We start from the raw sequence: 26,662 nt of genomic DNA, 5'->3' as shown, positions 1-26,662 counted from the left end.
AGACAGTTTGAGAGTGATGTGATTCACGAATTGAAAATTCCGATGTGTTATTCAGAGGGATAAACAATAAAGAGGTCATGATATACATGGCCTCTTTATTGTTTATCTCTTTTCTTTTTCCAGAATCAGCAGCATCTTGAATGGGGTTACCGCCTTAACGGCATGGCGGCCGCCTTTGGCCATGCGGAAGGATTCTCCGGCGTGGATTGGATGGTCGGTTCCTTCGTACATCATGACACCTTCTCCGTCCAGCACGGTAATCAGCGCTTCTCCCGGCGCCGCGTGGGCAGGAAGCGCACAGCCGGCGTCCATGGACAGGGCGGCCATCATGATGGTGTCGCTGTCGACAAGGTCACGATTTATGATCTTACCTTTTCCGGAAGGAATCAGGTCTTTCAGGGACTTTATTTCCCCATCCTGGATAACATTTTTCATGAAAGTTCCCTGAGGAAGGATAATTTCTTCATACACGCTGTCTTCTCCTGCCTGGATGCTGACTGGTGTACTCAGCGGTACTGCATACAGGCTTCCCGCAGGCAATGATTTTCCATTGACTTCCAGCGAGCCATGGAAGGAAATCCAGAGACGGGGAATGTCATAAATGGTATCGCTGATTCCAGTCCCTTCACCCAAGGCCAGGGAAACTACGGAAAAATCGGATCCGTTCATAAGTGTTTCTGAAGTGGTGCATCCTGAAATCGGGGGATTTTCCTCCACCAGGGAAAACACCTTTCCGTATATTGTTGTCATATTATTTTACCTCCTCAATCTGCAGGTTTGATTTGTATTTTCATTATATGGAGACAGGGGGTTATTTACTGTTGCATGGGCAACAAAAATCAGGTATGGTATAAGAACATAAGCCAGTTGAATTGAGCATTGGATGGTGATATATATGCTGATGGATATGGATAAATACCGGGGGATTCCACTTTTCCGGGGAATACCGGAGCATCGGATTTGTCCTCTTCTCCAGGCGGTAGGGGCGCATGGCAGAGAATATAAGAAGGGAGAAACCCTTATTTCCGCCGGTGAGACCGCGGGAGCTATAGGTGTTATCCTGTCGGGCAGTGTGCATATGCTGAAATATGATGTATGGGGGCGTAAGACGTTGATTGCCTATATGTCCCGCGGGGAACTGTTTGGAGAATCTTTTGCGGTCCGGCAGGAGAAGAGCTCATATACTTTTTTTGAGGCAGCCGCAGATACAGAGGTTGTCTTTATCCGTTTTGAGCAGATTGTACATGACTGCTGCGGCGATGAGGAACATCACCGGCTGCTGAGCAATCTGTTTGAGTGTATGGGAAAGAAAAACTTTCAGCTTATGGAAAAGATAGAAATCATGTCCAGACCCACACTTCGGGAAAAGATTATGTCATATATTTCCATGATTGCGCAGCATCAGAAATCAAGGTATATTCATTTGCCGTTATCCCGTACAGAAATGGCGGAGTTTATAGGGGCTAACCGCAGCGCTATGACAAGGGAACTTACTCGGATGAAGGAAGAACAAATCATTGATTTTGATGGAAATATTTTTATTATCAGATAGTGACGGTTTTATCGGCGGCATGTACAGGTTCTGCCGCTCCGGGAAAGGAACCGGAAACCCGGTGGGAACGTACAGGGTACTATATTAAGGAGAAATACATGAGACTGGATAAATTTTTAGCGGATATGAATCAGGGAACCCGTAAAGAGCTGAAGCAGCTGATACGTAAAGGTCTGGTTACGGTGGACGGCGTTACGGTGAAGGATCCGGGAACCGCTGTGACAAAGACATCAGATATTGTCCTGGCCGGAATTCCCGTTGTATACAATGAATATGAATATTACATGATGAACAAGCCGCGGGGAGTTATCACGGCGACGGAAGATGCGCGGCAGGAAACCGTGCTGGATTTAATGGCAGGGGAACATCGAAAGGATATTTCTCCGGTGGGCCGTCTGGATAAGGATACGGTGGGTTTGCTGCTCATAACCAACGATGGGCAGCTGAACCATCAGCTGCTGTCACCGAAACATCATGTGGATAAGGAATACTTGGCCAGGGTCAGCGGCAAAGTAACTGAAAATGATGTGAAGGCCTTTGCCAGAGGATTGTTTATAGAAGAGGGGTTCCGGGCACTTCCGGCCCAACTGAAAATTAAGGCATACCGGGAGATACCGGCGGAAGCAGACTTCCGGGATCTGGCGATGAGTAACGCACCGGGACAGGATTTGCCCGATGGGGTCACTGAAATTACTGTGGTGATTCAGGAAGGAAAATATCATCAGATTAAGAAGATGTTTCATGCCATCGGCAAGGAAGTCATCTATTTGCAGCGTATCCGGATGGGTTCTCTGGAACTGGATCCGAACCTGCAGGAGGGACAGTACAGGAAACTGACGGATGAGGAAATCCGTTTATTGAAACAGAGCAGGGAATAAAGACTAAAAGAAGCGGCAGTGAACGGGAAGTATATTCTCAGTTCACTGCCGCTTCTTCTGGTATGGCCGGTTACCGGGAGATTGCCCGACCCAGCCTGTCAGGCAGAGTAATGAAATGCGGTGGAAAAGTCTGTGCCTGTTACCAGCTCAGGATATAGTCAAGTACATCATTGGCATTCTGGGCGGCCTGCTGTGCCTTTTTAAGGTTCTGGCGGGCTTCAGCTGCTTCGTCCTGCGCATTCTGAGCCTGTGTCTGTGCATCGGATAAATCATCCTTCAGGTTTTTGATATCTTCTTTCAATGTGGCAATATCAGCAGCCTGCTGTATATTCTGCTGACGGAGAAGGGTTACTTCTGATGCAAGAGATTTATTGCACATCATCTGATAAACGATGAACCCGGCGGTGAGGAACACATAGATTCCCATCAGTATGGCGCCGATTTTCATATGTTTCCGCAGTGTAATAAGTTCATCGTCAGCGTCTGTGATTTCCGTGTATGGTGCTTCCTGCGCTTCCGGTGATTCATCTGCCCAATGGGAAGATGGAGTGGGGACCGGCTGGCGGATCTGGGTCTGATCATCGGCGACGAACAGTGAATCTTCCAGCTTTTTTCCACAGTAAATACAAAAACGGCTTCCTTCCGGAATTTCAGCTCCACAATGTTTACAAATCATGAATATGCCCTCCCTTATGTCACTTGGCTTTCCTCTTATTATAATATGTCTTTGGAAAAACAGGAAAAACAAAATAAAAAAACCATCCTATCTCCATTTAGGATGGTTTTTTCATGGGAGATATCTGAAAATGGAAAACTCTTCCCACAAAGAATTATATCACAAAAATAAATAAAAACAAACAAAAGGTTATAAAAATTTATTACATATAGATTAAAATGCATATTTATATACATTTTGAAAAATAGCAGGAAGCATATATAATGAGATGCAAGAAGAAATTATGACTAATTAGCAGAAGCCGGCTGACAGGGACGAGGCTGCGGGAGGGCCGGCAGCGGAAAGGATAATCTATGATTAAAGCTGTGATTTTTGATATGGATGGGACACTTCTGAATTCATTGCCGGATTTAAAGAACTCGGTGAATGCGGCTATGGAAGCGACAGGATATCCTGTGCACACTATGGAGGAAGTAAGGGGTTTTGTAGGTTATGGTATTCCCCGGCTGATCCGGGATGCCCTTCCGGATGGAGCACCGGAAGATGTATACGAAAAGGCCTGCCGTGTATTTTATGATCACTATGTACAGCATGCTGACAATGAGACACATCCCTACCCGGGAATTGTGGACATGCTGCATCAGCTGAAGGAACAGGGGTATGTACTTGGGGTATTGTCTAACAAGGCGGAAGAAGCGGTGATTTCTCTGTGTGAACGGTTTTTCCCGGGAATCTTTTCCGTGGAAGCCGGGGCGAGGGATGATTTTCCAAGAAAGCCGGATCCGACCAGACTGCGCTGTATAGTGGAAGAACTGGGATTGAGAAGAGAGGAAGTTATCTATTCAGGAGATTCGGATGTAGATGTGCTAACGGCCATCCGGGCCGGAGTAAGGCCTGTTGCGGTGGATTGGGGATACCGGAGCAGACAATGTCTGGTACAGGCTGGCGCGTCTCATATAGTATCTTCGCCGGAAGAACTGATTCAGGAAACCAGAACAGGTAAATAATGGGCAGTGAAAGGAAACCTTCTGACGGAATCTGCAGGGAAAATGAGTACTGCGGATTTTTCCTTTGAAGGTTTCTTTTTATATAGATATGCTTCCTGACCTTGGTAGGGAAAAACTGCCTGCTAGGTTTTACAGTCGATAACCGGCGGCAGCATATGGTAACATGATACATATAAAAATACATGCCGGAGGTCTAATCCTATGGAAGAAATGAATGAATTGTTTTACAGAGATGAATATGCCCGGGAGTTTGACGCGGAGGTCATAAGTTGTCAGAAAGGGAAAAAGGGGTACGAAGTCGTCCTTTCCGATACCGCTTTTTATCCGGAAGGCGGTGGACAGCCGGCTGACCGGGGCACCTTGGGGCAGGTCAATGTCCTGGATGTAAAGAGACGGAATGGAGAGATTCTGCACATTACTGATGCTCCTCTGGAACCGGGAATGACTGTTCACGGAGTATTGGACTGGGAACGTCGTTTTGATCATATGCAGCAGCATTCGGGTGAACATATTCTGTCAGGGTTGGTTCATGCTCAGTTTGGCTATGATAATGTGGGATTTCATATGAACGATGAAGTGGTCACTGTGGATTTTAATGGTCCGATAACCTGGGAAGAGGCTATGGAGCTGGAAGATAAAGTGAATGCCTATATCTGGACCGATGCGGAGAGCCGGGAGCTGTATCCATCGGAAGAGGAATTAAAGGCCATGGATTATCGCAGCAAGATTGAGCTGAAGGGCAAAGTGCGTCTGGTAGAATATCCGGGAGCCGATTTATGTGCCTGCTGTGGAACCCATGTGGCGCATACCGGGGAAATTGGACTGATGAAAATACTTTCTGTTTCCCGACACAAGGATGGTGTGCGCATGGAAATGCTGTTTGGGGGACGGGCGATGAAGGACTATGACAGGAAACATCTTCTAAATACAGAATTTTCCTGCAGACTTTCCGCAAAGCCTTATGAAACCGGAGAAGCCCTTCAGCGGGTGCTGGATGAGATGAACGCGATGAAATTCCGCATGCAGGCTATGAATGAACGATACTATGCCATGCGGGCCACATCAATTCCTGTGGGAGAACCGGTGATATTTTTCAATGAGCCGGGGATGAGCATGGTGGAAATCCGTAAATTCTGTGACTATCTGATTTCCAAAGGAAAAGTGAAAACCGCGATGATTATTTCGCCAAAGGATAAGGAAAGCGTTAATTATGTGATGGGAAGTGCGGACCTTAATATGCGGGATGTGGGAAAGCTTCTGAATGAAGAACTGCATGGCCGCGGTGGCGGAAGACCGGAAATGGTACAGGGGAGTTTTCAGGCAGAGGCGGAAGCGGTGGAACAGGCTTTCCGGCGGGCAGTGAAAGCCTGATGGATATTGGAAATATGTACCGGATCAGAAAGGAATACTTATGACAGCGATTATACTGGCATCTGCGTCACCCAGGCGCAGAGAACTGATTCACCAGATTGGCTGGACCGCGGAGATTAAGAAGAGCCATTTTCAGGAAGTGTCGGATGCGGCAGAGGCCGGGGAAAGAAGAAAAAGGGATTCGATTTTCCTGCTGAATCCTTTTTCCGGCGCGGATCTGGTTTGTGCAGTAAATGCACTGGGAAAGGCTGAGGATGTGCTGAAACAGACTGGAAACGGCATTCCGGTCCTGGGAGCGGATACCGTGGTTACACTGGATGGAAAAATTCTGGGGAAACCGGAAGATGAGGAAGCAGCCTGGAAGATGCTTCATTTTCTTTCTGGGAAAACGCATCAGGTAAAGACAGGGGTGGCACTCCTCAAGGGGTGCAGGAAACTGCTTCAGGTGGTAACTACCAGCGTAACGTTCAGGAAACTTTCAGATGATGAAATCGGAAAATATATTGCCACAGGGGAACCGATGGATAAGGCGGGGAGCTATGGAATTCAGGGAAAGGGAACGCTTCTCGTTGAATCCATTACCGGTTCATATGATAATGTGGTGGGACTTCCTCTGGTTACTGTATATGAGATGATGAAGGTGCTTCAGAAAGATGTGTAGGGAAGAAGCATATTATAGCATCCAATCAGAAAACTACAGGAGATTTCGGTTTGGGCTTTTTACACGATTTCTGGATGACTTGCTATACGGTTTATGCTATACTGTACACAATTTACATTGAATTATTTGTATTGATTTTGTCAGAATGGAAGGATGGGAGGATTATATATGCGGGGTCAGTTTTCATCACGATTAGGCTTTATACTTGTCTCTGCAGGCTGTGCCATAGGGCTTGGCAATGTATGGAGATTTCCGTACATTACAGGAAAATACGGCGGAGCCATGTTTGTGTTATTTTACCTGGTGTTCTTAGCGATTCTGGGGCTGCCGATTATGGTATGTGAATTCGCGGTGGGCCGAGGGAGCCATATGAGTGTGGCCGGTTCCTTCGATGCTCTGGAGCCAAAAGGAACCAAGTGGCACTGGTATAAGTATGGGGCCATTGCAGGCAATATGCTGCTTATGATGTTCTATACGACAATTTCCGGCTGGATGCTTTACTATGTATACAAGATGATTGCCGGAGGCTTTGATGGCCTTAATGCGGAAGGCGTGGGCAATGTATTTGGGGCTCTTCTTTCTGACCCGCTGACGATGGCGTTATATATGATGGCCGTCGTAGTCATCTGCTTTGGTATCTGCTATCTGGGATTCCAGAAAGGGGTAGAACGAATCACCAAGGTGATGATGATCTGCCTGCTGGTGCTTCTGGTTGTACTGGCAGTTAATTCTGTCCTTCTTCCTGGAGCAGAAAAGGGACTGGCTTATTATCTGCTTCCCAACTGGCAGCATTTTATTGCCAATGGCCCGCAGGAAGTTATCTTCGCGGCTATGGGACAGGCATTCTTTACTCTGTCACTGGGGATAGGCGCGCTGGCTATTTTCGGAAGCTACATAGGCAAGGAAAAGAGACTTACCGGGGAAGCTATCTGGGTTATCATCCTGGACACCTTTGTAGCCCTCATGTCCGGGCTGATTATTTTCCCTGCATGCTTCAGTTATGGTGTCGATCCGGGAAGCGGTCCGAATCTGCTGTTCGTATCGCTGCCCAATGTATTTAACCATATGCCAGGCGGCCGGATCTGGGGCGCCCTGTTCTTCATCTTTATGGTATTTGCTTCTTTCTCTACCGTTATTGCGGTATTTGAAAATCTGACTACCTGCTTCAGCGAACTTTTGGGCGCGGATCGTAAGAAGGTTATCCGCTGGCTCATTCCAATAGTCATCATTTTGTCTCTGCCCTGCGTATTTGGCTTCAATATCTGGAGCGGAATCCATCCTCTGGGAGGAGAATCGATGATTCTGGATCTGGAAGATTTCTTTGTAAGCAACAATCTTCTTCCCTTAGGCAGCCTGGTATATCTGGTATTCTGCACCAGCCGTTATGGATGGGGATGGAATAATTTCATCACAGAAGCCAATACAGGGAAAGGGATACTGTTCCCTAAGTGGATCCGTTTCTATATGACATGGCTTCTTCCACTGATTGTTCTGTATATTTTTGCTACTGGATATTACGGAATGTTCTTCAAATAAAGGGCAGGGAAAAGACCGTGGGCGTGTAAGCTCACGGTCTTTTATTATGCGGAAAAGGAGAGAGGCTGGTTTTTAATGCGGGTTTGTCCCGACGGCACACTGTGTTATACTGGAGAAATCATTGAGGTTAACATAGATGCCTTCTCATGGGCGGACAGTATATGGGGGATAATAAATAGGATGCAGAGTCAGTTTTCATCCCGTCTTGGGTTTATTCTTGTTTCAGCAGGCTGTGCCATAGGTCTTGGTAATGTATGGAGATTTCCGTATATTACCGGTCGGTATGGCGGGGCGATGTTTGTTCTTTTTTATCTGCTTTTCCTGGCCATACTGGGACTGCCGATTATGCTCTGTGAGCTGGCGGTAGGACGTGGGAGCCGAAAGAGCATTGCCTCTTCTTTTGATGTGCTGGAACCGAAAGGAACCCGGTGGCATCTCTATAAGTATGGGGCCATTGCAGGAAATATGCTGCTGATGATGTTTTATACCACCATTTCCGGATGGCTGGCTTACTATTTTCTTCACATGGCGTCAGGTACATTTAATGGCCTTTCGGTGCAGGGCGTGAATGACGTGTTCAACCAGCTTCTGGCGAGCCCGCTGACTATGGCAGGATATATGATTTTTGTAGTAGTCTCCTGCTTCGGCGTGTGCTATATGGGGGTCCAGAAAGGGGTGGAACGAATCAGCAAGACGATGATGATTTGCCTGCTGGCGCTCATGCTGGCCCTGGTGGTTAATTCCCTGTCCCTGCCTGGGGCCGGGGAAGGGATGACCTATTATCTTAAACCGGACTGGCAGCGTTTTATCGCATATGGTCCGCAGGAAGTTATTTTTGCGGCTATGGGACAGGCGTTTTTTACCTTATCTCTGGGGATAGGGTCCCTGGCTATTTTCGGAAGCTATATAGGCAAGGAAAAGAGCCTTCTCGGGGAGTCTCTCTGGATTATCCTGCTGGATACTTTTGTGGCCCTTATGTCAGGATGTATCATTTTCCCGGCCTGCTTTAGCTATGGCATTGATCCGGGCAGCGGACCGAATCTTCTTTTCCTTTCTCTGCCGAATGTATTTATTCATATGCCATCGGGGCAGATATGGGGTACACTGTTCTTTCTGTTCATGATTTTTGCCGCATTTTCCAGTGTAATCGCTGTGTTTGAGAATATTACCAGCTGTTTCTGCGAACTGCTTAATGTGGAACGGAAAAAGGCTATACGCTGGCTTGCGCCGCTGATGATTCTGCTGTCCATGCCCTGTGTTCTCAGTTTTAATGTGCTGAGTGGTATTCATCCTCTGGGACCTGGTACAGGAATACTGGATCTGGAGGACTTTCTGGTAAGTTCCAATCTGCTTCCGGCTGGGTCTATCATCTATGTCGCTTTCTGTACAAGAATTTCCGGATGGGGATGGGATAATTTCTACCAGGAAGTCAATACCGGGGCAGGTATCCGGTTTCCAGCATGGGTGAAGAAATATATGACATACTGGCTGCCTCTGCTGATTCTCTATATTTTTGCTGCGGGTTATTATGGTATGCTGGCGGGCTGATAACCGATTGGAAAATCCGGGAGGGATTCATGCCGGATTTGCATAAAATGGAATGCACCGATTGAATATGTTATACTTTACCCAGATGATTTTCAGTTGTACGGCAGATGGGCACCTGGCCTGTACTGCCATACAGTACAATTTCATATGGCTGGAAGCATCTAACAGTAGGAAAAAGTAGCATAGGAGGGTTAGTATGCAGCATGGTTTTTCTTCTCGTCTGGGGTTCATCCTGGTATCTGCCGGATGTGCCATAGGACTGGGAAATGTCTGGCGTTTTCCGTATATAACAGGTAAATATGGGGGCGCTACGTTTGTTTTATTTTATCTGTTGTTCCTTATCATTCTGGGACTGCCTATCGTCCTCTGCGAATTCGCGGTAGGACGTGGGAGCCGTATGAGTGTAGCCGGTTCTTTCGATGTACTGGAACCAAAGGGTACGAAGTGGCATGTATATAAGTATGTAGCCATTGCGGGAAATACACTGCTTATGATGTTCTACACCACTATTTCCGGATGGATGGTGTACTATTTCCTGCAGATGATCAAGGGGACATTTAATGGGTTAAATGCCTCTTCCATAGGGGATGTATTTACCACACTCCTGGCCGATCCGGGGACAATGATCGGATGTATGGTGTTTACGGTGGTTGCTTGCTTCTGTGTATGCCTTATGGGGATACAGAAAGGGGTAGAACGCATCACCAAGGTAATGATGGTTCTGCTGATCATCCTTATGGTTGTCCTGGCGGTAAACTCTCTGTTGCTGCCCAATGCCTCTAAAGGTCTGGAATATTATCTGCTGCCTGACTGGAATCGGTTTAAGGCTCATGGTGTTTCGGAAGCGATTTTTGCCGCTATGGGGCAGGCATTCTTCACGCTATCCATTGGACAGGGGTCACTTGCTGTCTTTGGCAGTTACATAGGAAAGCAGAAGAGTCTGCTGGGAGAAGCACTCTGGATCATAGCTCTGGATACCTTCGTGGCCTTTATGTCTGGTCTGATTATATTCCCGGCCTGCTTCAGCTATGGCGTGGATCCGGGAAGCGGACCGAATCTGCTGTTCATTTCACTGCCCAACGTGTTTGCCCATATGCCGCTGGGTCAGTTCTGGGGAGCGCTGTTCTTTATTTTCATGATTTTCGCATCGTTCTCCACAGTAATCGCTATTTTTGAAAATCTGACCACCTGTTTCAGTGAATTGTTCGGGGCAAGACGTGGGAAGGTTATCGCCATTCTGATTCCGACCATCATCCTGCTGTCGCTTCCCTGCGTCCTTGGATTTAACGTATGGAGCTGGATTCATCCATTGGGAGGCAATTCCGGAATTCTGGATTTGGAAGATTTTATTATCAGTGATAATGTTCTTCCCCTGGGGAGTCTGGTATATCTTACATTCTGTACTACAAAACTGGGATGGGGATGGGATAATTTCTATAAGGAAGTTAACACCGGTTCAGGAATGACATTCCCTGGATGGTCAAAGGCATATATGACATATGGTCTGCCATTTATTATCCTTTATATTTTCTTCAGTGGCTATTATGGTATGTTCTTTAAATAACTGATTATTGAAAAAGGCTCTGTGGTTTTATGATAGGTTTTCTGCAGGAAACCCTGACAGGAACTGTATTGTGAAATCCAGAGTTTTTTTATTTATTATTTATTATCAATATTCTTCAATTTATGATAAAATTGAGAAGTTAAGTGTTTTAAAATGAATCAGAGCTGGCATGCGCAAATGGATGATGTGAAGCGATGGAATGATTTACAGACAGCAAGAACGGGTAATCTGGGCGTATGGCTTTGAATAATGAATCATATCCTGCTTTTACAGGCAGTATATGATTGGTGTAAGTGTAACCCGGGGAGTATACCACCGATCGGGGATTATCGGTAAGGAGCAATTATGGAAGAAAAGAACGTTAATGAAACAGCTGTGCAGGAAACCGAACAGAAGACAGTGACATTTGCTGATTTGGGTATCCGTGAAGAAATCATCAGAGCAGTCAGTGATATGGGATTTGAAGAACCGACGCCTATTCAGAAAATGTCTATTCCTGTAACACTGCAGCACCGTGATATTATCGGACAGGCACAGACAGGTACCGGCAAGACCGCTGCCTTTGGGATTCCGATTCTCGAAAATATTGATATAACCAAACCGGGACCGCAGGCCATTGTGCTTTCGCCAACCAGAGAACTGGCTATTCAGTCAGCAGAGGAAATCAACCATCTGGCGCAGTATCTGCCGATTCATGCCCTGCCGATTTACGGGGGACAGGATATCAACAGACAGTTCAGAGCTCTGTATAAGAAGCCGAATGTCATTGTGGCTACTCCTGGACGTCTGATGGACCATATGCAGAGAGGCACCATTGATTTGTCCCATGTACAGATTCTGGTACTGGATGAAGCGGATGAAATGGTGGATATGGGGTTCATCGATGACATTCGCACTATTCTGGCGGCTATTCCGGAAGAACGTCAGACCATGCTGTTTTCTGCCACTATGCCATCGGCAATCCGTGAACTGGTTAATTCATTTCTTAAGAATCCGGAATTAATTAAGATTAAAGCGACTACCGTTACTATTGATCTGGTAGAACAGCAGTATCTGGAAATTCCGGACAGGCAGAAGTTTGATGCGCTGTGCAGATTGCTGGATATGCAGTCTCCGGAACTGGCTATTGTATTTGTCAGAACCAAGAGACGTGCCGATGAAGTGACCGAAGCGCTGAAGAAGCGCGGGTATTCCGCAGAAGGCATTCACGGGGATCTGTCTCAGGCAAAGAGAGACAGTGTTATCCGTCAGTTTAAGGAAAATACTATCGATATTCTGGTAGCTACTGATGTGGCAGCTAGGGGGCTGGATATCAGCGGCGTTACCCATGTATATAACTTTGACCTGCCGCAGGATCCGGAAACTTATGTACACCGTGTAGGTCGTACAGGCCGTGCAGGCAATACAGGTAAGGCCATTACCTTTGTCGTATCCAGGGAAATGGGCCAGTTCAGAGCCATTGAACGGGCTATCCGCAGAAGAATTCCAAGAAGGGCTATGCCGACTCTATCTGAAGTCATTCAGGAAAATCAGCGGGTGGCTATTGCGAGCCTGGCGGAAACTGCACAGGGAACCGGGCTGGAAGAATTCAAGGAAAATGCAGAAGAACTGCTTAATGATATTGATTCCACCTCTCTGGTGGCCGCTGCGATTAAGCTGCTGACCAAGCAGCCGGATGTTACTCCGGTACGCATTACAGCCGATGCGCCGCAGAGACGCCGCGGTGGTTTTAGAGGCAATCGAAGCAACTTCCATCATAGAAGAGATGGGAGCAGGACTGGACGTAATGGGGAAAGACGGGGATTCAGAAAACGTTATGACAATAATCGGGACAAGCATGAAAATAAGGAAAGCAATCGTCCAAAGGAATCTTCTTTCAAACCGTATTTTAAAGACTGAGGCTATGCATGTATCATGCCATTCTGATGGAAAGGCATAATGCAATATAAAATACCAGTAGTATAGGTTTTGTACTACTGGTATTTTTGTGCGCTTTTATTATTTTCCAAGGATTTCCTGTTTCAGTTTCAGGTATGCATCGGTATAATATGGAGACATCTGAGCTTCTCGCAGATCATATCCATAGGACCGACGGCTTATGGCCAGAAGAGGAGGGGCCTGGATGCGTTTAGCTACTGCAAATCCGGAAAAAAGGTTCCACCAGCGTTCTAGATCGGCAATGAATGCCGATGGAGTCGGGAACAGAGAATAGGCATCTACCGATGTACCGATATGCTCATTCAGCGTGCCTTCCTTATACCAGCGGAGCAGGTCTTCCGGGCAGGCGCGGTTCCATGGTTCAATAAAGCTCTTTAACAGGTAATCATGATATTCGTATATGAGCGGATCGCCGAGTCCTTTATCTACCGCCTGATTGTCAGACAGTTCAGCACTGGGTTTGATGGTAAATATGGCTTCAGGAATCACTTCCCGGCCAAACCAGTCATTAAGTTCATGGCCAAGCTGGTAAATCTGGTATTTCCACAGGTCGGCAGTCGCGGCAAAGGCACCGGCCAGATCGCCATAGAGTGTGCCGTACCCGATGGAAAGCTCTGTCTTATTGGCATTGCAGGTAAAAATGCCATGGAACTGTGCAGACAAAGCAGCCAGAATACGGGAAGACCGGTCTCTGGCCTGTATATTTTCCATCATGAATGGGGTCAGCTGCAACGCAGTCTCGCCATGAGAAGAGGCAATGGGAAGATTATTCAGTGCAGAACAGGTGTCCTGAACAAAGTTTCCAATCGGAATGGACACATAGGGGCATTCCAGATTTTCTGCCAGCTGGCGGGCAAGGCCTTTTGTGGTTTCTGAGTTGAAACGGGTTGGTGTGTTGACCAGCAGCAGGTTATCCTTCGGGAGTACCGAACGATAGAGTGCTGCATTTACCGCCGAGTCAATACCTCCGGAAACACCGATAACTACTTTATCCATATGGATGGAACGGAGGAAGGAGGCCACCCCGTACTGCATGGCACTGCACAGTGTAGGTGCCGCAGGGAGAGAAGTCTGATTGGATATAGATAAATGGCCTGTTTCCGGATGGAAGAGGAAAAGTGAATGAGCTTCTGTAAAGGGAGCGGTTTCTCCGCTCAGTTCCCCTGAAATTGTATAGGCAGCACTTTGCCCATCAAAGATGTAGCAGTCCTTTCCGTTATTCTGCATTCCCCGCTGATTGACATACAGCATAGGGACATGCAGTTTCTGTACAGAGGCGGATAACATACGGTGACGCTTTTCATTTTTTCTCAGAGTGAATGGGGAAGCCGACAGATTAATGAAGAGACGGGCCTCCTTGTCTTTGAGGATTTCCATTGGGTGAATCGGATAATTTTCATCCCAGCTGTCTTCGCACAGGAGAATACCGCAGGTGAGGGTTTCCCTGGTGTACGGCAGCGGCAGTTCAAATGGTTGCAGGGTACTTTCAATGGAAGCATGATTTTCCGCGGCCAGCTCAGCCATGCTGGTAAAATAGCGGGGGTCATCAAACTGGCGGTAATTGGGGAGCAGTGTCTTCACCGTATAAGGCCAGTTGCTGTTTACCGGAGGGATGAGTTTTTTGTTAAAGGCAGCAAAGGCGGCATTATATTTGCGTACACGGCCATCATTGCCAGTCTTTTCCCAGTCTATAGCTACATTTCCCCAGATGATGGTAAGATTTGATGAGGCATCGATAATGCGTTGGTTGTAGGCTTCGCATTCCCTGAGAAATGCAGGCTGATCCCACATATCCCCGATGAGATATCCGGAAAGACACATCTCTGGGAAGACTAGAATCTGTGCTTTCTGTTCTCTGGCAAAGGTAATTTCTTTTTCTATGTTTTCCCAGTTTTTTCTTATATTTCCGGGAATTATATCCAGTTGAGCGGTTACAATCTTAATCATAGGTCCTCCATAAAAAAGTAAGAGTGAATGTATGATATCTTAATCTTATTATACCGCAGAAAATCAGGATACCGGCAAGGGAATCCGGCTGATTGTGTACATGAAGTTCGCTGTATTATATAATAAAATAAAGTATGCAAAAGGAGATTTGATGAGCAGATTTCGTACATTTTCCGACGCGCTAAAGGAAAAATATGGAGAAAAAGTTTATAAGGTGCCGATAGCTCTGGCCAGAACCTGTCCTAACAGGGATGGCCTTATATCGGACGAAGGATGTATTTTTTGCGGCAGTATAGGGGCCGGCTATGAAAAAAAGGCAGATGTTCCGGTGAAAGAGCAGCTGCTGGAAGGTATTTCGCATATTGGGCCTAAATACAAGGCAAAGAAATTCATAGCCTATTTTCTGAACTTTACCAACACCTATATGCCCTTGGATGTTTTTGAAAAAAGCATGGAGGAAGCATGTCAGGTGGAGGGGATTGTAGCTCTGGATATTTCCACCCGTCCGGACTGCATTAATGATGCGTATCTGGAGGTTCTTGACCGGATACGGCAGACATATCATGTGGATATTACGGTAGAACTGGGGCTGCAGTCCGCCAACGCCCATACGCTGGCAATTCTGAACCGCTGCCACACCGTGGCGGAATTTATAGATGCGGCGCTTCATATCGGCCGGTATGGATTTGGCCTGTGTACACACATTATCGCGGACCTGCCATGGGATGACCGCCTGGATGTGGTGGAAGCGGCCAAGCTGGTGTCGGTCCTTCCGGTTACCGAAGTGAAGCTCCATTCTCTGTTTGTTGTAAAAGGGACCCGTCTGGCAGAAGAATTTGAAGCAGGCCGGGTGAGACTTCTTCCTCTGGATGAATATATTCACCGGGTGGTTCTGTTTCTGGCCTATGTCCGTCCGGATATAGTGATGCAGCGTATTGTAGGCCGTGCCGCGGGAGAGAACATACTTAAGGTCAACGGTGGCGAACCCTGGTGGGTAGTGCGGGATATGATTGACGCAGAGATGGAACAGAAGAATATATATCAGGGGACCATGTGCCGGTATATTAATGGTCCTGCAGTCAGACAATTTGCTCCGGCGGAGGAAAAATAATGACAGAACTGATGCATAAGGAATTTATTATTGAAGATTACAGGGAAGCCCAGGAGCTCATGGAGCGGGATAGCCATTTTCTGACTCTGGCTGGGGAAGCTTTTGGATGTACAGTAAGCGGCCGGGGAAATCTGGTCCGTGTAACCGGGGACGAGCAGGGAATAGAAGCGTTCATGACCGTGGTTGATGAAATGAGGCAGATGCTTCACAAGAATATCCGTCTGTCAGATCGGCAGGTATATCAGGTGGTGGAAGCACTTCGCACTGGCCGCTTGGCAGAACTCCATGAAATGGAAGATGACGTGGTCAACGTAACACGCAACGGAACGGTTATTCATCCGAGAACGCTTGGGCAGAAAGAGTATGTAGATGCTATTCGTCATAATTCCATTACTTTTGGGATTGGACCCGCCGGAACCGGTAAAACGTATCTGGCGGTAGCATTGGCGGCCTATTATCTTCGAAACCGGGATGTACAGCGGATTATTCTGGTACGTCCGGCGGTGGAGGCTGGCGAAAAGCTGGGATTCCTTCCGGGAGATATGCAGGAAAAGGTAAACCCCTATCTCCGTCCGCTGTTTGACGGCTTGCTGGACATGTTTGGCGTAGAGGAATTTGAAAAACTGCAGCAGAAGGGGGTCATCGAAGTGGCACCGCTGGCTTATATGCGCGGAAGAACCCTTGAAAAGTCGTTTGTCATTCTGGATGAGGCGCAGAATACTACTGTGGAGCAGATGAAGATGTTTCTGACCCGTCTGGGGTTCCGTTCGAAAATGGTAATAAATGGAGATATCACGCAGATTGATCTGCCACCTCATACCAGGAGCGGACTGCCAGATGCAAGGATTGTGCTGAAGAATATTCCGGATATTTCCTTCATACAATTTTCTGAACATGACGTAGTGCGCCATGATCTGGTAGCAGCCATTATCAAAGCATATGAAAAGAGAGCTGAATTAAAAGCAAAAAGCAAAGGAGAACACCATGGAAATCACCATTAATTATGACAATGAATCTTTTTATAATGAAGAGTTGGAAAAACTGATTCATACTGTGCTGACCAAAGGGGCTGAGCTGCAGCATGTACCGGCAGACGCAGAAATCAGCGTACTCATCTGTGACGCTAAGCTTATTCATGAATTAAACCGCCAGTACCGGCATATTGACGCGCCCACAGATGTACTTTCCTTTGCGTTAAATGAAGGGGAAGAGGAAGAACTTCCGGAAGAGGAAAAGGCGCTGGGAGACATTGTTATTAATGTGGACCGCGCGGTAGAACAGGCGAAGGAATATGGACACAGCACGGAACGTGAAATGGCTTATCTGGCCGTACATGGATTCCTTCACATTCTGGGATATGACCACTATGACCCGGAAGAAAAGAAAGCCATGCGTAAGGCGGAAGAGGAGATTCTGGGAGCCTGCGGACTGCAGAGAGTCATTACAGAAAACCGTGTGGAAAATGACTGATACTGAACGGAACAGTCTGATTCAGAAGGCTCTGCAGGCCAGAGACATGGCCTACGCACCGTATTCACATTTTAAGGTAGGGGCGGCTGTCCTTACCGGAAGTGGTACAATCTATGGTGGATGTAATGTGGAAAATAATTCCTATGGCGCGTCCCTCTGCGCAGAAAGAAATGCCATAGGGACAGCGATTGCCGCTGGAGAAAAGAAAATATATGCACTGGCTGTGGCCGGAAGCAGTGACACATATACGACACCATGCGGAATATGCCGGCAGGTGATGACTGAATTTAACATACAGGAAGTCTTCTGTGTCAGGACAGAGGATGATTATCTGGTCAGGACCGGGGAAGAACTTCTTCCCTGTGCCTTTTTTGAAAAAAGTTTATTATGAGACAGGAGACAGATATGGCAGAAAAAGCGGAAGCGTTTCATTCCGGATTTATTGCGCTGGTAGGGCGCCCGAATGTAGGAAAATCAACATTGATGAATGCAGTGCTCGGAGAAAAGATATCTATTGTATCGCGGCACGCACAGACTACACGAAACAAGATTACCGGGGTATGGAATGGAGAAAATTGCCAGGCTGTATTCCTGGACACACCGGGGATGCATAAGCCCAGAAGCAAGCTGGGAGAAGCTATCCGGCAGGCAACCATGGATGCCCTGTCGGAAGTGGATATCATCGTATTCATCTGTTCCTGTGTGGATCCGATGGGGGCGGGAGACCGATATATACTTTCCCTGCTGAAAGACAAAAAAGTACCGGTTATCCTTGTCCTTAACAAGATTGACTTAATCACCAGAGAAGAACTGATGAAGAAAGTGGTACAGTACAGCAAGATGTATGACTTTTCGGATATTGTACCGGTTTCTGCCCAGCAGGCGGAAAATCTGGATACATTCCTCTCGGTGGTACAGAAATATCTGCCGGAAGGGCCAAAATACTTCCCTGATGATATGGTGACTGATCAGCCGGAAAGAAATATTGTACAGGAAATTGTCCGGGAAAAGCTGATTACCCGTACCAGGGATGAAATTCCTCATGCCATCGGCGTATTTACAGAAGAATTTTCTGAACGGGAAAATGGAAAAGTGTATATTCGCTGCACAATCTATGTAGAGCGGGAATCTCAGAAACGGATTGTTATCGGAAAGAATGGATCCGTACTGAAAGAGGCAGGGAAGGAAGCCAGAGAAGAAATACAGCGACTTATTGGAGCCCCTGTTTTCCTGGATTTATGGGTTAAAGTCAGTCGTGACTGGAAAAACAAGGACTATATCCTTCGGGAACTTGGCTATAAGGAACACAAATAATGAGGTTCCTGCAGATAAAGAGGTGAGGGCTTATTAATACTCCTGCGGAGTTAATAGGATTGTATCTGGCAGGTATGCTGATAACTGCCTGGCTGGGAATTCTCAGTACAAGGGCCAACGTATCGTTTGCCAGAATGAGACGCAAATATATTGAAGATAATGAGGAACAGGATAAGAAACTGATTGCAAAGGTAGAGGGGTTTTATCATCATTCCTACATGGTTCTGGCAGTTACTGAGTTAGGGGCTGTGGTCGCAGCCTTTGTATTTGCCTGCCTGACCTGGGAAGTCGGTGCTGCCGGGGAGAGTCTGTTGTCCGGGCTGCTGGTGAACACACGGACAGGAATCCTGTGTGCTGTCTGTATCCTGTTTTATGTAATCATGGCACTGGTATACTGGATAGCGGTACTGGAATATGCGGAGGCTGAGGCATTGGACAGGCCGCTGGAGGTCCTGGCAGCTCATACCTGGTTTATCCGGCTGCTCCTGTCCCTGTTCCGACCATTGGTTACTCCGGGAATTTTCCTGGTAAGAAGTGTCTTCAAAAAGAGGAACAGGAACTTCTATAATAAGGTAAATTTCATCTATTCTGAAGATGAGATTCGATGTATTGTAGAGGAAAGCCATCGCGGCGGACGATTGAATGCATCAGAAAACATGCTGCTCAAAAACAGTTTTGACTTCTTCGGATTGCTGGTAAAAGATGTCATGATTCCAAGAAGTCAGATGGCGGTTCTTTATGTAGAAGATGATATGGAGAGTCTCAGAAAAAAGATATCTAAGTCGCCACATACCCGGTATCCGGTTTGCCGGGAAGACAAGGATGATATACTGGGCTTTGTTCATGTAAAGGATTTTATGGAAAGTTATCTTCATAGAGAAAAGAGCGTAAAGGGGATAATTCATGAAATCCTTATGGTCCCTGAGGTTATGTCAGCTTCATCCCTCACACAGCTTATGCGTACACGTCGTATTTATATTGCGGTTGTGGTGGATGAATACGGTGGTACGGTGGGTATGGTAACATTGGAAGATCTGGTAGAAGAACTGGTAGGGGAAATACCTGAAGATTTAGAAGCCAAACCAAAGGAAATTGTAAGGCATGACAATGGTACCTATGAATTTGACGGTATGGTCATACTGGATGATATTTCAGATTGTCTGGGGATTCCATTTGAAGAAGGCGGAAGTGCCAGCACTATTGGTGGACGTATTTTTTCAAAACTGGAACATGTGCCCCGTATTGGTGATTCCATTCAGTTCAGTAACTGGAAATTCACAGTCATACGTATGGATGGACTGCGCATCCGCCGGGTGAAAGCAGAACCGGTTGCTCCACAGAAAGAGGTGAAGCCGGGAGATGCAGAGACAGAGAATCACGAATAAGGAAGGCATTGTCCTTTCTGTAAGAAAAGCAGGCACCGGTGGCAGGATTCTGCAGGTGTTTACCCGGGAAAGTGGAACTCTCCGGTTGTTTGTATCCCCTGCTTCAGTGAAACGATATGGAACCGGATGTCTCGTTCCCTATGCACTGATTACTTTTACTATGCGTGAATCATCAGATTTTCTGATGATGACGCAATATGAGGGCAATATTCTGTTAGACATGATGTCTCTTGGATATGAGGATATGTCTAACTGGTATTTTATCAGTGAGCTTACGGCAGCTCTGTTTCCTCCGGCAGAGGGAGATGTCCGGGCATGGAAAGTACTGGGGCGGGCGGCTCTCACAGCGCGCAAGCGGAACAAATCTATTTGTGCCTGCATGGCCTCAGTGCAGCTGCTGGTTTGTGCCGGATATAATCCTTGTGCGGAAGAACCACAGAAACAGCTTAATCTCTCACCAGCGGCATCTCATCTTTTGCAACAGTTTGTGCTTTATTCCTGGGGAACGGATGCGCCGGAGCAGATTCCTCTCAGGGCTTACAAAGGACTGGTGCAGTATATCAATGGTTTTATCCGGCAATACTGTGATTTAGACATGAAGGTCAAGCTGGCTTTTACGGGCATGATTTGAGCTACAGATGATAATAAGCGGTAAGTCATATAAAGAAATCCGCCAGAGAAACATACTATGGAGTCTCTGGCGGATTTTTAGTTTGTCTGATTTTCCAGGAATTTGTTGGAACCACCAGACAGTGAATATACGAAATTTATTCTGCGATTGCAGCTTACTCTTTGATTATAGTCTGAGGGGCGGGGATGGTTTCTTATGGCTGAGGCTTCCATCCGGGAGCCAGTGTTTCGTCGGATCCCAGAGCCGTTAAACCAGAGTTATAGCCTTCGGTGCCTGCACCGTGTTTTCCCGTTGGATAATAACTTACTTTTTCTGGATTTTGACGGTCCTGCGAAAAAATGCGATCTTCCGTGTGAATCTGTGCATCTGCTAAAACGAATGGCCGATCAAGAGGCAGTTTGGGACGGGCTATTTCCGTTTTCTTGTCTGTGAGAGCAGCCAGGTATAGCAGGCTGGTGTACCATGGCCATAGAACCAGGCTGACATATGGCTGACATTGCCACTGAGGACTGCCTCATAAATTCCTGTTTTATTTGGCATTCTGGTGAGCTCGGAAATCACTTTGTTTCGCTTCTCAGGGGTGGTATTTTCATCCAGCACCAGTTCTGCAGTGGGGATGGTTACTCCCTGCAGATCATTGTACAACAGGCGATATTCAATATTTTCATTGGCGGTATTAAGGTAGAGAATATTATCGTCTGAAATCATATAGAACCAGTTGTTATAGTTGGCCGGATGACCATCACTATCGGTTTTCCAGATGATGTTCCCGTCGGCAGGGGCATTGTAATAGACCGTACCATCAAAAGGATAATCTTTATTGAAGTTGTTTCCCCATTTGCAGCTCATAGGGAGAAGGGCGGCAAAATAGTTATCACGCTGGGCAGCCATAGCCATAATAGTCATGCCGCCCATAGACTGTCCACTTCCGTAAATGCGGTTTCTGTCAATAGAATAGTTTGCTGTTATATAATCCATAAGTTCCCAGATGGCTGGGGCCGCACAGCTAAGCGTCCAGTTATCTCTGGCCATGCGCAACGAATAATGAGGATTATCCTTATCCATGTCGTAAAATTCGGTGATAGCCGGGCAGACAATAATAACTCCATCCAGTCCTCGTTTTTTAGCTTCGTTCTGGAATTGGTCCGATGCAAAATTAGCAGCAGCCTGTGATTCAGTCAGTGTCAACATGGGGTCAGAACTCATGGAACCTGCATCATGAATGTGCAGGACGAGTCCGTAGCGCTTATGGGCATTATAGTCTTTAGGCACATAAATGGCATACGGTAGATTAAAATCCCAATATTTCCCATTGGCTTCGTCAAAACAATGGGTGGCATGAAAGGCGGTACCGTTTTCAATGGTGTGTAACTGATAGCCTTCAAGTCCGGCAATGGTCTATGTACCGGCGTTAGCGTAATCATAGGTTTCAGGGGCACGATTTTTTCCGGTGTTGGGATCATATCCGACATAGGATTGCTCTGTGTAATTAGAGGCTCCCTTTATGGATGGAGTAATGATTTTATCTTTCAGATACAGCGGTTTTTCCTGTTTTACATCAGCAGCCATAGTAATCGCATAGGAGCGGGGGAAACGGCTTCCCTGATAATCTGTATTGGTCTCAATAATTACATAGGAACCGTGGGATTTGGAACAGGAGGCAATTTCAGGCTTGTCATTAAGGGATACCTTTGTGATAATGCCAGGATTGGTGCCCTGGGTAAGGTCATTTTTTGAAAGTGTCATGCCGTAATCATGGATAGTATAAGTAGATGCATCTATGTCTGCGCCTTGGAGATCTGTATTGTAATGAACAGCAATAGCTTTTAATTTAGAACCATCCGTGTCAACAAAGCCTATGGCCCGGATATCCTGAATAGCCTGATCGGCGGACTCTTTCGTTATTATTGGCAGTGTGGAAGCAGATTTTGTGCTGATCAATGCAGCGGGAGTAGTTTCTATCGATTGTGCACAGGCTATTTGGTGCCCCGATTCAAACCATAATGGAACGGTCAATGAAAGAAATAATGCTGTTTTTATGGAAGTTTTCATATATAGTAGTCCTTTCCTGTTAACTCAACCCGTTGAAGGGGTTGAGGTTTTGAATATTTAAACACCACGGGAAGAGAAATGATATGGCAATGTACAATTTTTTACTCTTATCTCTTGCTTATAGAAAAATAACATGAGATGGGGGAACATGGTGGCATTAAATGAGTCTGCATTACTAGCTATGCCTGTTTTATGATTGATATTTTAATACGAAAAGACCACTATATAGTGTGTACTTATTAATTATAAATAGCAGATAAAGCCATAAACATATTTGATTAATACTATGTTTATATGAAACTAAAGGAAAACATATGATTATTGATGACAAAATGTCATTTGTGAAATGACGCATAATCATGTATACTAACCATATCAAACAGGAAGACAAAAGGTTTTTCCTCATACAGCACTTTTGTCAGATTAGTTTATTCGAAGGGAGAAATCTTTATGTTTAAGGCAATTGAATCGCTGCTAAAGAGAATACCTCTTATTGAGCAGATTGCGGTAGGTTTGGTCATCGGTATTGCCGTGGCCGTATTAGCTCCGGGCGCTGTCCCATTCCTGGGAATTTTCGGAGATTTGTTTGTTAAGGCGCTGAAGGGTGTTGCACCGCTTCTGGTATTCATTCTGGTTATGAATGCTATGATTCAGAGAAAGAGCGGCGCTGACACTTCGATGAAGCCGATTATTGTTCTTTATGTGATTGGTACATTCTGTGCTTCTCTCGTAGGGGTAGGGATGTCTTTCCTGTTCCCGACCACACTTCAGCTGCAGGTGGCGGAAAAGGGGGTTGAAGCGCCAAGCGGCATTGCGGAAGTGCTTCACAATGTAATCATGAACGTGGTAGACAATCCGATTAACGCGCTGGCAACAGGCAACTACATCGGCATTCTTTCCTGGGCGCTGATTATCGGTATTGCTCTTCATATTTCTGCAAGTGATTCTACTAAGGCTTTCTTCCAGGATTTATCACAGGGAATTACCCGTGTTGTTACCTGGGTTATTCATTTCGCACCACTCGGTATTATGGGGCTGGTAGCTCAGTCTGTAGGAGCCAGCGGCCTGTCTGCACTGCTTGGCTATGTACAGCTTCTTGCTGTACTCATTGGTTCGTACTTCCTGGTTGCACTGGTGATGAATCCTCTGATTGTATTCTTTAATACACATCAGAATCCATATCCTCTGGTATTAACTACACTTCGTGAAAGTGGCCTGTATGCATTCTTTACCAGAAGTTCGGCAGCCAATATTCCGGTAAACCTGGCCCTTTGCAAGAAGCTGGGATTGAATCCGGATACTTATACTATTTCCATTCCGCTGGGGGCAACCATTAATATGTCTGGGGCATCCATTACTATTTCCGTTCTTGCCCTGGCGGCAGCTCACACATTGGGAATTGCAGTTGATTTCCCAACAGCCCTGTTACTGTGTATTGTATCCACAGTAGGTGCCTGTGGTGCATCCGGTGTTGCCGGTGGATCCCTGCTTCTGATTCCGGTAGCCTGCGCATCCTTTGGTATCGGTAATGATATCTCCATGCAGGTTGTTGGGGTAGGTTTCATCATCTCCGTTCTGGAAGATGCCTGCGAAACAGCTCTTAACAGCTCCAGCGATGTGCTCTTTACCGCTACAGCTGAACTGGCACAGCGCAGAAAGCACGCCGCATGAAATAACGGACAGCTGAACAGAATATGATTACTGACGGTCTCCGGAGGTCAAAAGATAATGACTTCCGCGAGGCCGTTTTTTATGTGGTTTCTCCTGGTCGGTATGGCGAAAAAGGGGAGTTTTCTTTTGCTGTTTTATCTGCCATGGAAACAGGAAAAGATAAAGACTTATCACGGATATAGAGAATTTATTTCTTTCTGGCAACCGGAAAGCTTATGGCATAACAGGTAAATGAAGGGTAAGGTATTTTGTTCAGGGAAAAGAAACAGCGGGGGATAAGAAGGATTTGGAATCGCATGGAATAAGTGGAAGAATGGATGAAACAGGAAAATCAGAAGATTCTGGGGCCCGGATTTTCTATGGTTGTACTGGAGTGAAGATGAACAACAGGGGTTCGGAAAATCATATCGGGGTCCCTGCGGGGACGTATCGCGGCGGCGTATATTGATCTTGCGAGAGAGATAATCTGGGAGATATAAGGATAATTATGGGGAAATGACCTTATCGGAAGAGGAAAATCTGTTAATCACACAAGGGACAGGCAGGAAAACTACTATATCGCGGGATGGTCAGTCCGGGATGAGCAGGATGAATCCTTTTACGAAAGGAGCATAAATCAGGCGATGGAATATATCTGTAAAAAGCAGGGACACAGGCAGACGGTTCATTGTCCGCAGGCGGGACAGAGAGAACAGCGGGAATTGTGATAAAAAAAACAGGCCGCATGAAACATGGAAAGGGAATTTTCCTGTGCTTTCAGAGAAAGTGACCGGAAAAAGTAAGGCGCAGAAGAGAATATACAAGCCGGCAGGGAGGAAATGAGCAGCTGAAAAGGCCAGGCAGGAACATGAGTTGTTCTTACCTGGCCTTTTCTGTTATGTATGTTATATCAGGCCTGTTATGATTATGCTGTATGCTTTCTTCTGGCGCCCCATTCAGCAGCGGCGGTAAATACTACATCGCTGGAGCTGTTAAGAGCTGTTTCGCAGGCATCTTCCAGAACGGAGATGATGAAACCTACCCCAACGACCTGCATGGAAATATCATTGCCGATACCAAAGGATGCGCAGGCGACTGGAATCAGAAGCAAAGAGCCTCCGGCTACACCGGATGCACCGCAGGCACCTATTGTGGAAATGATACACAGCAGGAACGCGGTGGGGAAATCCACAACTACGCCCAGTGTATATGCGGCAGCCAGAGAGAGCACGGAAATCGTGATAGCCGCTCCGGCTGTATTAACTGTGGCACCCAGCGGGATAGAGATGGTGTAGGTATCTGGATTCAGGCCGAGTTTCTTGCAAAGTGCCAGATTGACCGGAATATTGGCCGCAGAGCTTCGGGTAAAGAAGGCGTACAGACCGCTTTCACGAAGTGCGGTAAATATGAGAGGATAAGGATTTCTGCGAATCTTAATGAAGACGATAATGGGATTGACGATAAGGGCCACCATGGAGTAGGACGCAATCAGGATGACCAGTAGCCGGGCGTAGCCGAGTAATGCGGACAGGCCGCTGGCTCCTACGGATTCTGTGACCAGTCCCATAATGCCCAGGGGAGCAAAATGGATGACCCAGGTAACTACACGGGTAATTCCCTCGGACAGTTCCTGAAATACCTTTTTAGTGGTATCCGAAGCGCAGGTGTGCAGTGCCATACCTATGATTATGGACCAGGCAAGAATGCTGATGTAGTTGGCTGTTTCGAGAGCATGAACCGGATTATCCACAATGTTCATAATCAGGTTATATAATACTTCCGATATACCGCTGGGCGCTGCGGCGGCCTGTCCCGCTGATTTGAGCAGCAGACGGGTCGGGAAGAGGAAAGAAATGCCTACCCCAATCAAAGAGGAAGCAAATGTGCTGAGAATATATAAAAGGATAATTGGTTTCATGGCGGTATTGCCATTCTTCTTACGCTGAAGCATGGCATTCATAACCAGAATAAATACAAGGACCGGAGCAACCCCTTTCAGTGCCTTAACAAAGACATCCCCGAAAATGGAGAATATCGGTACAGCCGAAGGGAAGAATACAGCGGTAATAATGCCTATGACCAGCCCTGCTGCAATCTGCTCTATCAGAGGAATCCGCTTAATCAGAGAAATAATCATTGAATTCATTAATGTCTCCTAACCAGGTAATACGTTTTGCCTTTATGTAATGGTATGTACAGGCATCTGCCTGAAGAAATGTGATGTAATAAGACAATGTAAAGAATACATGATTATAATTCATTTAACAAATGACAATATGTCATATATGAGAAAAGATTGAACTGATTCGGAATATCTTACAGAGAAATGGAGGGGAAGAGCAAACAAAAAAGTGGATGACAACAGGGATAG

General features: G+C 46.4%; 23 protein-coding genes. 17 read left to right on the top strand and 6 right to left on the bottom strand.

Annotated features, from left to right (window positions below; all coding sequences use genetic code 11):
• Nucleotides 1-102 precede the first annotated feature (102 nt).
• Nucleotides 103-750, bottom strand: a complete 648-nt coding sequence (locus BLQ79_RS04300; protein WP_091364219.1) for a cupin domain-containing protein — start codon at nucleotides 748-750, stop codon at nucleotides 103-105.
• Between the two features lie 145 nt (nucleotides 751-895).
• Here BLQ79_RS04300 and BLQ79_RS04295 point away from each other — a divergent pair, with 145 nt between their 5' ends.
• Together BLQ79_RS04295 and BLQ79_RS04290 are read left to right on the top strand one after the other, a co-directional pair.
• On the top strand, nucleotides 896-1,552 hold the full coding sequence (locus BLQ79_RS04295; protein ID WP_159427840.1) for a Crp/Fnr family transcriptional regulator: 657 nt from the start codon (nucleotides 896-898) through the stop codon (nucleotides 1,550-1,552).
• A gap of 98 nt (nucleotides 1,553-1,650) precedes the next feature.
• On the top strand, nucleotides 1,651-2,430 hold the full coding sequence (locus BLQ79_RS04290) for a pseudouridine synthase (protein ID WP_091364296.1): 780 nt from the start codon (nucleotides 1,651-1,653) through the stop codon (nucleotides 2,428-2,430).
• Nucleotides 2,431-2,569: 139 nt separating this feature from the next.
• On the opposite strand, the gene BLQ79_RS04285 is transcribed toward BLQ79_RS04290, so the two are convergent.
• Entirely contained in the window at nucleotides 2,570-3,106 is a 537-nt protein-coding gene (locus BLQ79_RS04285; protein ID WP_091364215.1) for a zinc-ribbon domain-containing protein, read from the bottom strand.
• A gap of 353 nt (nucleotides 3,107-3,459) precedes the next feature.
• Between BLQ79_RS04285 and BLQ79_RS04280 the strand changes: the two genes are divergently transcribed.
• From BLQ79_RS04280 to BLQ79_RS04250, 7 genes are all read left to right on the top strand, one after another.
• Nucleotides 3,460-4,113 (top strand): HAD family hydrolase, encoded by a 654-nt coding sequence (locus BLQ79_RS04280; RefSeq protein WP_091364213.1) that lies wholly within the window; start codon nucleotides 3,460-3,462, stop codon nucleotides 4,111-4,113.
• A gap of 201 nt (nucleotides 4,114-4,314) precedes the next feature.
• A complete protein-coding gene (locus tag BLQ79_RS04275; protein WP_200779823.1) occupies nucleotides 4,315-5,484 on the top strand; it encodes an alanyl-tRNA editing protein in 1,170 nt (389 codons plus the stop codon).
• A gap of 40 nt (nucleotides 5,485-5,524) precedes the next feature.
• The gene (locus BLQ79_RS04270; protein ID WP_091364211.1) at nucleotides 5,525-6,145 is read left to right on the top strand and encodes a Maf family protein; all 621 of its coding nucleotides are present in this window, start codon (nucleotides 5,525-5,527) and stop codon (nucleotides 6,143-6,145) included.
• Nucleotides 6,146-6,313: 168 nt separating this feature from the next.
• Nucleotides 6,314-7,681, top strand: a complete 1,368-nt coding sequence (locus BLQ79_RS04265) for a sodium-dependent transporter (protein WP_091364209.1) — start codon at nucleotides 6,314-6,316, stop codon at nucleotides 7,679-7,681.
• 180 nt (nucleotides 7,682-7,861) lie between these two features.
• Nucleotides 7,862-9,229, top strand: a complete 1,368-nt coding sequence (locus tag BLQ79_RS04260; RefSeq protein WP_091364207.1) for a sodium-dependent transporter — start codon at nucleotides 7,862-7,864, stop codon at nucleotides 9,227-9,229.
• Between the two features lie 196 nt (nucleotides 9,230-9,425).
• Nucleotides 9,426-10,793, top strand: coding sequence for a sodium-dependent transporter (locus tag BLQ79_RS04255; RefSeq protein WP_091364200.1), 1,368 nt, complete (start codon nucleotides 9,426-9,428; stop codon nucleotides 10,791-10,793).
• A 345-nt stretch (nucleotides 10,794-11,138) separates the two neighbouring features.
• On the top strand, nucleotides 11,139-12,692 hold the full coding sequence (locus BLQ79_RS04250; protein WP_091364199.1) for a DEAD/DEAH box helicase: 1,554 nt from the start codon (nucleotides 11,139-11,141) through the stop codon (nucleotides 12,690-12,692).
• A 99-nt stretch (nucleotides 12,693-12,791) separates the two neighbouring features.
• Here BLQ79_RS04250 and nadE read toward each other — a convergent pair whose 3' ends face one another.
• Nucleotides 12,792-14,678 (bottom strand): NAD(+) synthase, encoded by a 1,887-nt coding sequence (gene nadE, locus BLQ79_RS04245; RefSeq protein WP_091364197.1) that lies wholly within the window; start codon nucleotides 14,676-14,678, stop codon nucleotides 12,792-12,794.
• Between the two features lie 151 nt (nucleotides 14,679-14,829).
• On the opposite strand from nadE, the gene BLQ79_RS04240 reads away from it, so the two are divergent.
• The 7 genes from BLQ79_RS04240 to BLQ79_RS04210 are packed head-to-tail and all read left to right on the top strand — an operon-like array spanning nucleotide 14,830 to nucleotide 20,589.
• Complete coding sequence (locus BLQ79_RS04240; RefSeq protein ID WP_200779822.1) at nucleotides 14,830-15,789, top strand: TIGR01212 family radical SAM protein; 960 nt, start codon at nucleotides 14,830-14,832, stop codon at nucleotides 15,787-15,789.
• An 8-nt stretch (nucleotides 15,790-15,797) separates the two neighbouring features.
• Nucleotides 15,798-16,790 carry a PhoH family protein gene (locus tag BLQ79_RS04235; protein WP_407388515.1) on the top strand — a complete coding sequence of 331 codons (993 nt, stop codon included), beginning with the start codon at nucleotides 15,798-15,800 and terminating at the stop codon, nucleotides 16,788-16,790.
• Nucleotides 16,774-17,259 (top strand): rRNA maturation RNase YbeY, encoded by a 486-nt coding sequence (gene ybeY, locus BLQ79_RS04230; RefSeq protein ID WP_091364195.1) that lies wholly within the window; start codon nucleotides 16,774-16,776, stop codon nucleotides 17,257-17,259. The genes BLQ79_RS04235 and ybeY overlap by 17 nt, the downstream gene beginning before the upstream one ends.
• Nucleotides 17,252-17,650 carry a cytidine deaminase gene (locus BLQ79_RS04225; RefSeq protein ID WP_091364193.1) on the top strand — a complete coding sequence of 133 codons (399 nt, stop codon included), beginning with the start codon at nucleotides 17,252-17,254 and terminating at the stop codon, nucleotides 17,648-17,650. The genes ybeY and BLQ79_RS04225 overlap by 8 nt, the downstream gene beginning before the upstream one ends.
• Before the next feature lie 14 nt (nucleotides 17,651-17,664).
• Nucleotides 17,665-18,573, top strand: coding sequence for a GTPase Era (era, locus tag BLQ79_RS04220; protein WP_091364192.1), 909 nt, complete (start codon nucleotides 17,665-17,667; stop codon nucleotides 18,571-18,573).
• A 59-nt stretch (nucleotides 18,574-18,632) separates the two neighbouring features.
• Nucleotides 18,633-19,958 carry a hemolysin family protein gene (locus tag BLQ79_RS04215; RefSeq protein ID WP_234944919.1) on the top strand — a complete coding sequence of 442 codons (1,326 nt, stop codon included), beginning with the start codon at nucleotides 18,633-18,635 and terminating at the stop codon, nucleotides 19,956-19,958.
• The gene (locus tag BLQ79_RS04210; protein WP_091364190.1) at nucleotides 19,933-20,589 is read left to right on the top strand and encodes a recombination protein O N-terminal domain-containing protein; all 657 of its coding nucleotides are present in this window, start codon (nucleotides 19,933-19,935) and stop codon (nucleotides 20,587-20,589) included. Before BLQ79_RS04215 ends, BLQ79_RS04210 begins: the two co-directional genes overlap by 26 nt.
• Nucleotides 20,590-20,997: 408 nt before the next feature.
• Here BLQ79_RS04210 and BLQ79_RS04205 read toward each other — a convergent pair whose 3' ends face one another.
• Nucleotides 20,998-21,861 (bottom strand): alpha/beta hydrolase-fold protein, encoded by an 864-nt coding sequence (locus BLQ79_RS04205; protein WP_159427839.1) that lies wholly within the window; start codon nucleotides 21,859-21,861, stop codon nucleotides 20,998-21,000.
• A gap of 126 nt (nucleotides 21,862-21,987) precedes the next feature.
• Complete coding sequence (locus BLQ79_RS04200) at nucleotides 21,988-22,530, bottom strand: hypothetical protein (protein WP_091364186.1); 543 nt, start codon at nucleotides 22,528-22,530, stop codon at nucleotides 21,988-21,990.
• Nucleotides 22,531-23,091: 561 nt separating this feature from the next.
• Here BLQ79_RS04200 and sstT (BLQ79_RS04195) point away from each other — a divergent pair.
• Nucleotides 23,092-24,312, top strand: coding sequence for a serine/threonine transporter SstT (sstT, locus tag BLQ79_RS04195; protein ID WP_091364184.1), 1,221 nt, complete (start codon nucleotides 23,092-23,094; stop codon nucleotides 24,310-24,312).
• Nucleotides 24,313-25,216: 904 nt separating this feature from the next.
• Here the strand turns inward: sstT (BLQ79_RS04195) and sstT (BLQ79_RS04190) are convergent.
• Nucleotides 25,217-26,437, bottom strand: coding sequence for a serine/threonine transporter SstT (sstT, locus tag BLQ79_RS04190; protein WP_091364183.1), 1,221 nt, complete (start codon nucleotides 26,435-26,437; stop codon nucleotides 25,217-25,219).
• Between the last annotated feature and the right edge of the window lie 225 nt (nucleotides 26,438-26,662).

Origin of the sequence: Dialister histaminiformans (genome assembly GCF_900103425.1) — a bacterium.
In the GTDB taxonomy this organism is placed as follows: Bacteria; Bacillota; Negativicutes; order Veillonellales; family Dialisteraceae; genus Allisonella; species Allisonella histaminiformans.
The sequence above is the reverse complement of the archived record's forward strand: the minus strand, read 5'-3'. Positions and strand labels throughout refer to the sequence as shown.

Bases quoted from the DNA above. Each gene is read 5' to 3' on its own strand.
- era (WP_091364192.1), top strand. From the start codon at position 17,665: ATGGCAGAAAAAGCGGAAGCGTTTCATTCCGGATTTATTGCGCTGGTA.
- ybeY (WP_091364195.1), top strand. From the start codon at position 16,774: ATGGAAATCACCATTAATTATGACAATGAATCTTTTTATAATGAAGAG.
- BLQ79_RS04295 (WP_159427840.1), top strand. From the start codon at position 896: ATGCTGATGGATATGGATAAATACCGGGGGATTCCACTTTTCCGGGGA.
- BLQ79_RS04255 (WP_091364200.1), top strand. From the start codon at position 9,426: ATGCAGCATGGTTTTTCTTCTCGTCTGGGGTTCATCCTGGTATCTGCC.
- BLQ79_RS04270 (WP_091364211.1), top strand. From the start codon at position 5,525: ATGACAGCGATTATACTGGCATCTGCGTCACCCAGGCGCAGAGAACTG.
- BLQ79_RS04285 (WP_091364215.1), bottom strand. From the start codon at position 3,106: ATGATTTGTAAACATTGTGGAGCTGAAATTCCGGAAGGAAGCCGTTTT.
- sstT (WP_091364183.1), bottom strand. From the start codon at position 26,437: ATGAATTCAATGATTATTTCTCTGATTAAGCGGATTCCTCTGATAGAG.
- nadE (WP_091364197.1), bottom strand. From the start codon at position 14,678: ATGATTAAGATTGTAACCGCTCAACTGGATATAATTCCCGGAAATATA.
- BLQ79_RS04250 (WP_091364199.1), top strand. From the start codon at position 11,139: ATGGAAGAAAAGAACGTTAATGAAACAGCTGTGCAGGAAACCGAACAG.
- BLQ79_RS04210 (WP_091364190.1), top strand. From the start codon at position 19,933: ATGCAGAGACAGAGAATCACGAATAAGGAAGGCATTGTCCTTTCTGTA.
- BLQ79_RS04265 (WP_091364209.1), top strand. From the start codon at position 6,314: ATGCGGGGTCAGTTTTCATCACGATTAGGCTTTATACTTGTCTCTGCA.
- BLQ79_RS04260 (WP_091364207.1), top strand. From the start codon at position 7,862: ATGCAGAGTCAGTTTTCATCCCGTCTTGGGTTTATTCTTGTTTCAGCA.
- BLQ79_RS04300 (WP_091364219.1), bottom strand. From the start codon at position 750: ATGACAACAATATACGGAAAGGTGTTTTCCCTGGTGGAGGAAAATCCC.
- BLQ79_RS04240 (WP_200779822.1), top strand. From the start codon at position 14,830: ATGAGCAGATTTCGTACATTTTCCGACGCGCTAAAGGAAAAATATGGA.
- sstT (WP_091364184.1), top strand. From the start codon at position 23,092: ATGTTTAAGGCAATTGAATCGCTGCTAAAGAGAATACCTCTTATTGAG.
- BLQ79_RS04225 (WP_091364193.1), top strand. From the start codon at position 17,252: ATGACTGATACTGAACGGAACAGTCTGATTCAGAAGGCTCTGCAGGCC.
- BLQ79_RS04275 (WP_200779823.1), top strand. From the start codon at position 4,315: ATGGAAGAAATGAATGAATTGTTTTACAGAGATGAATATGCCCGGGAG.
- BLQ79_RS04280 (WP_091364213.1), top strand. From the start codon at position 3,460: ATGATTAAAGCTGTGATTTTTGATATGGATGGGACACTTCTGAATTCA.
- BLQ79_RS04290 (WP_091364296.1), top strand. From the start codon at position 1,651: ATGAGACTGGATAAATTTTTAGCGGATATGAATCAGGGAACCCGTAAA.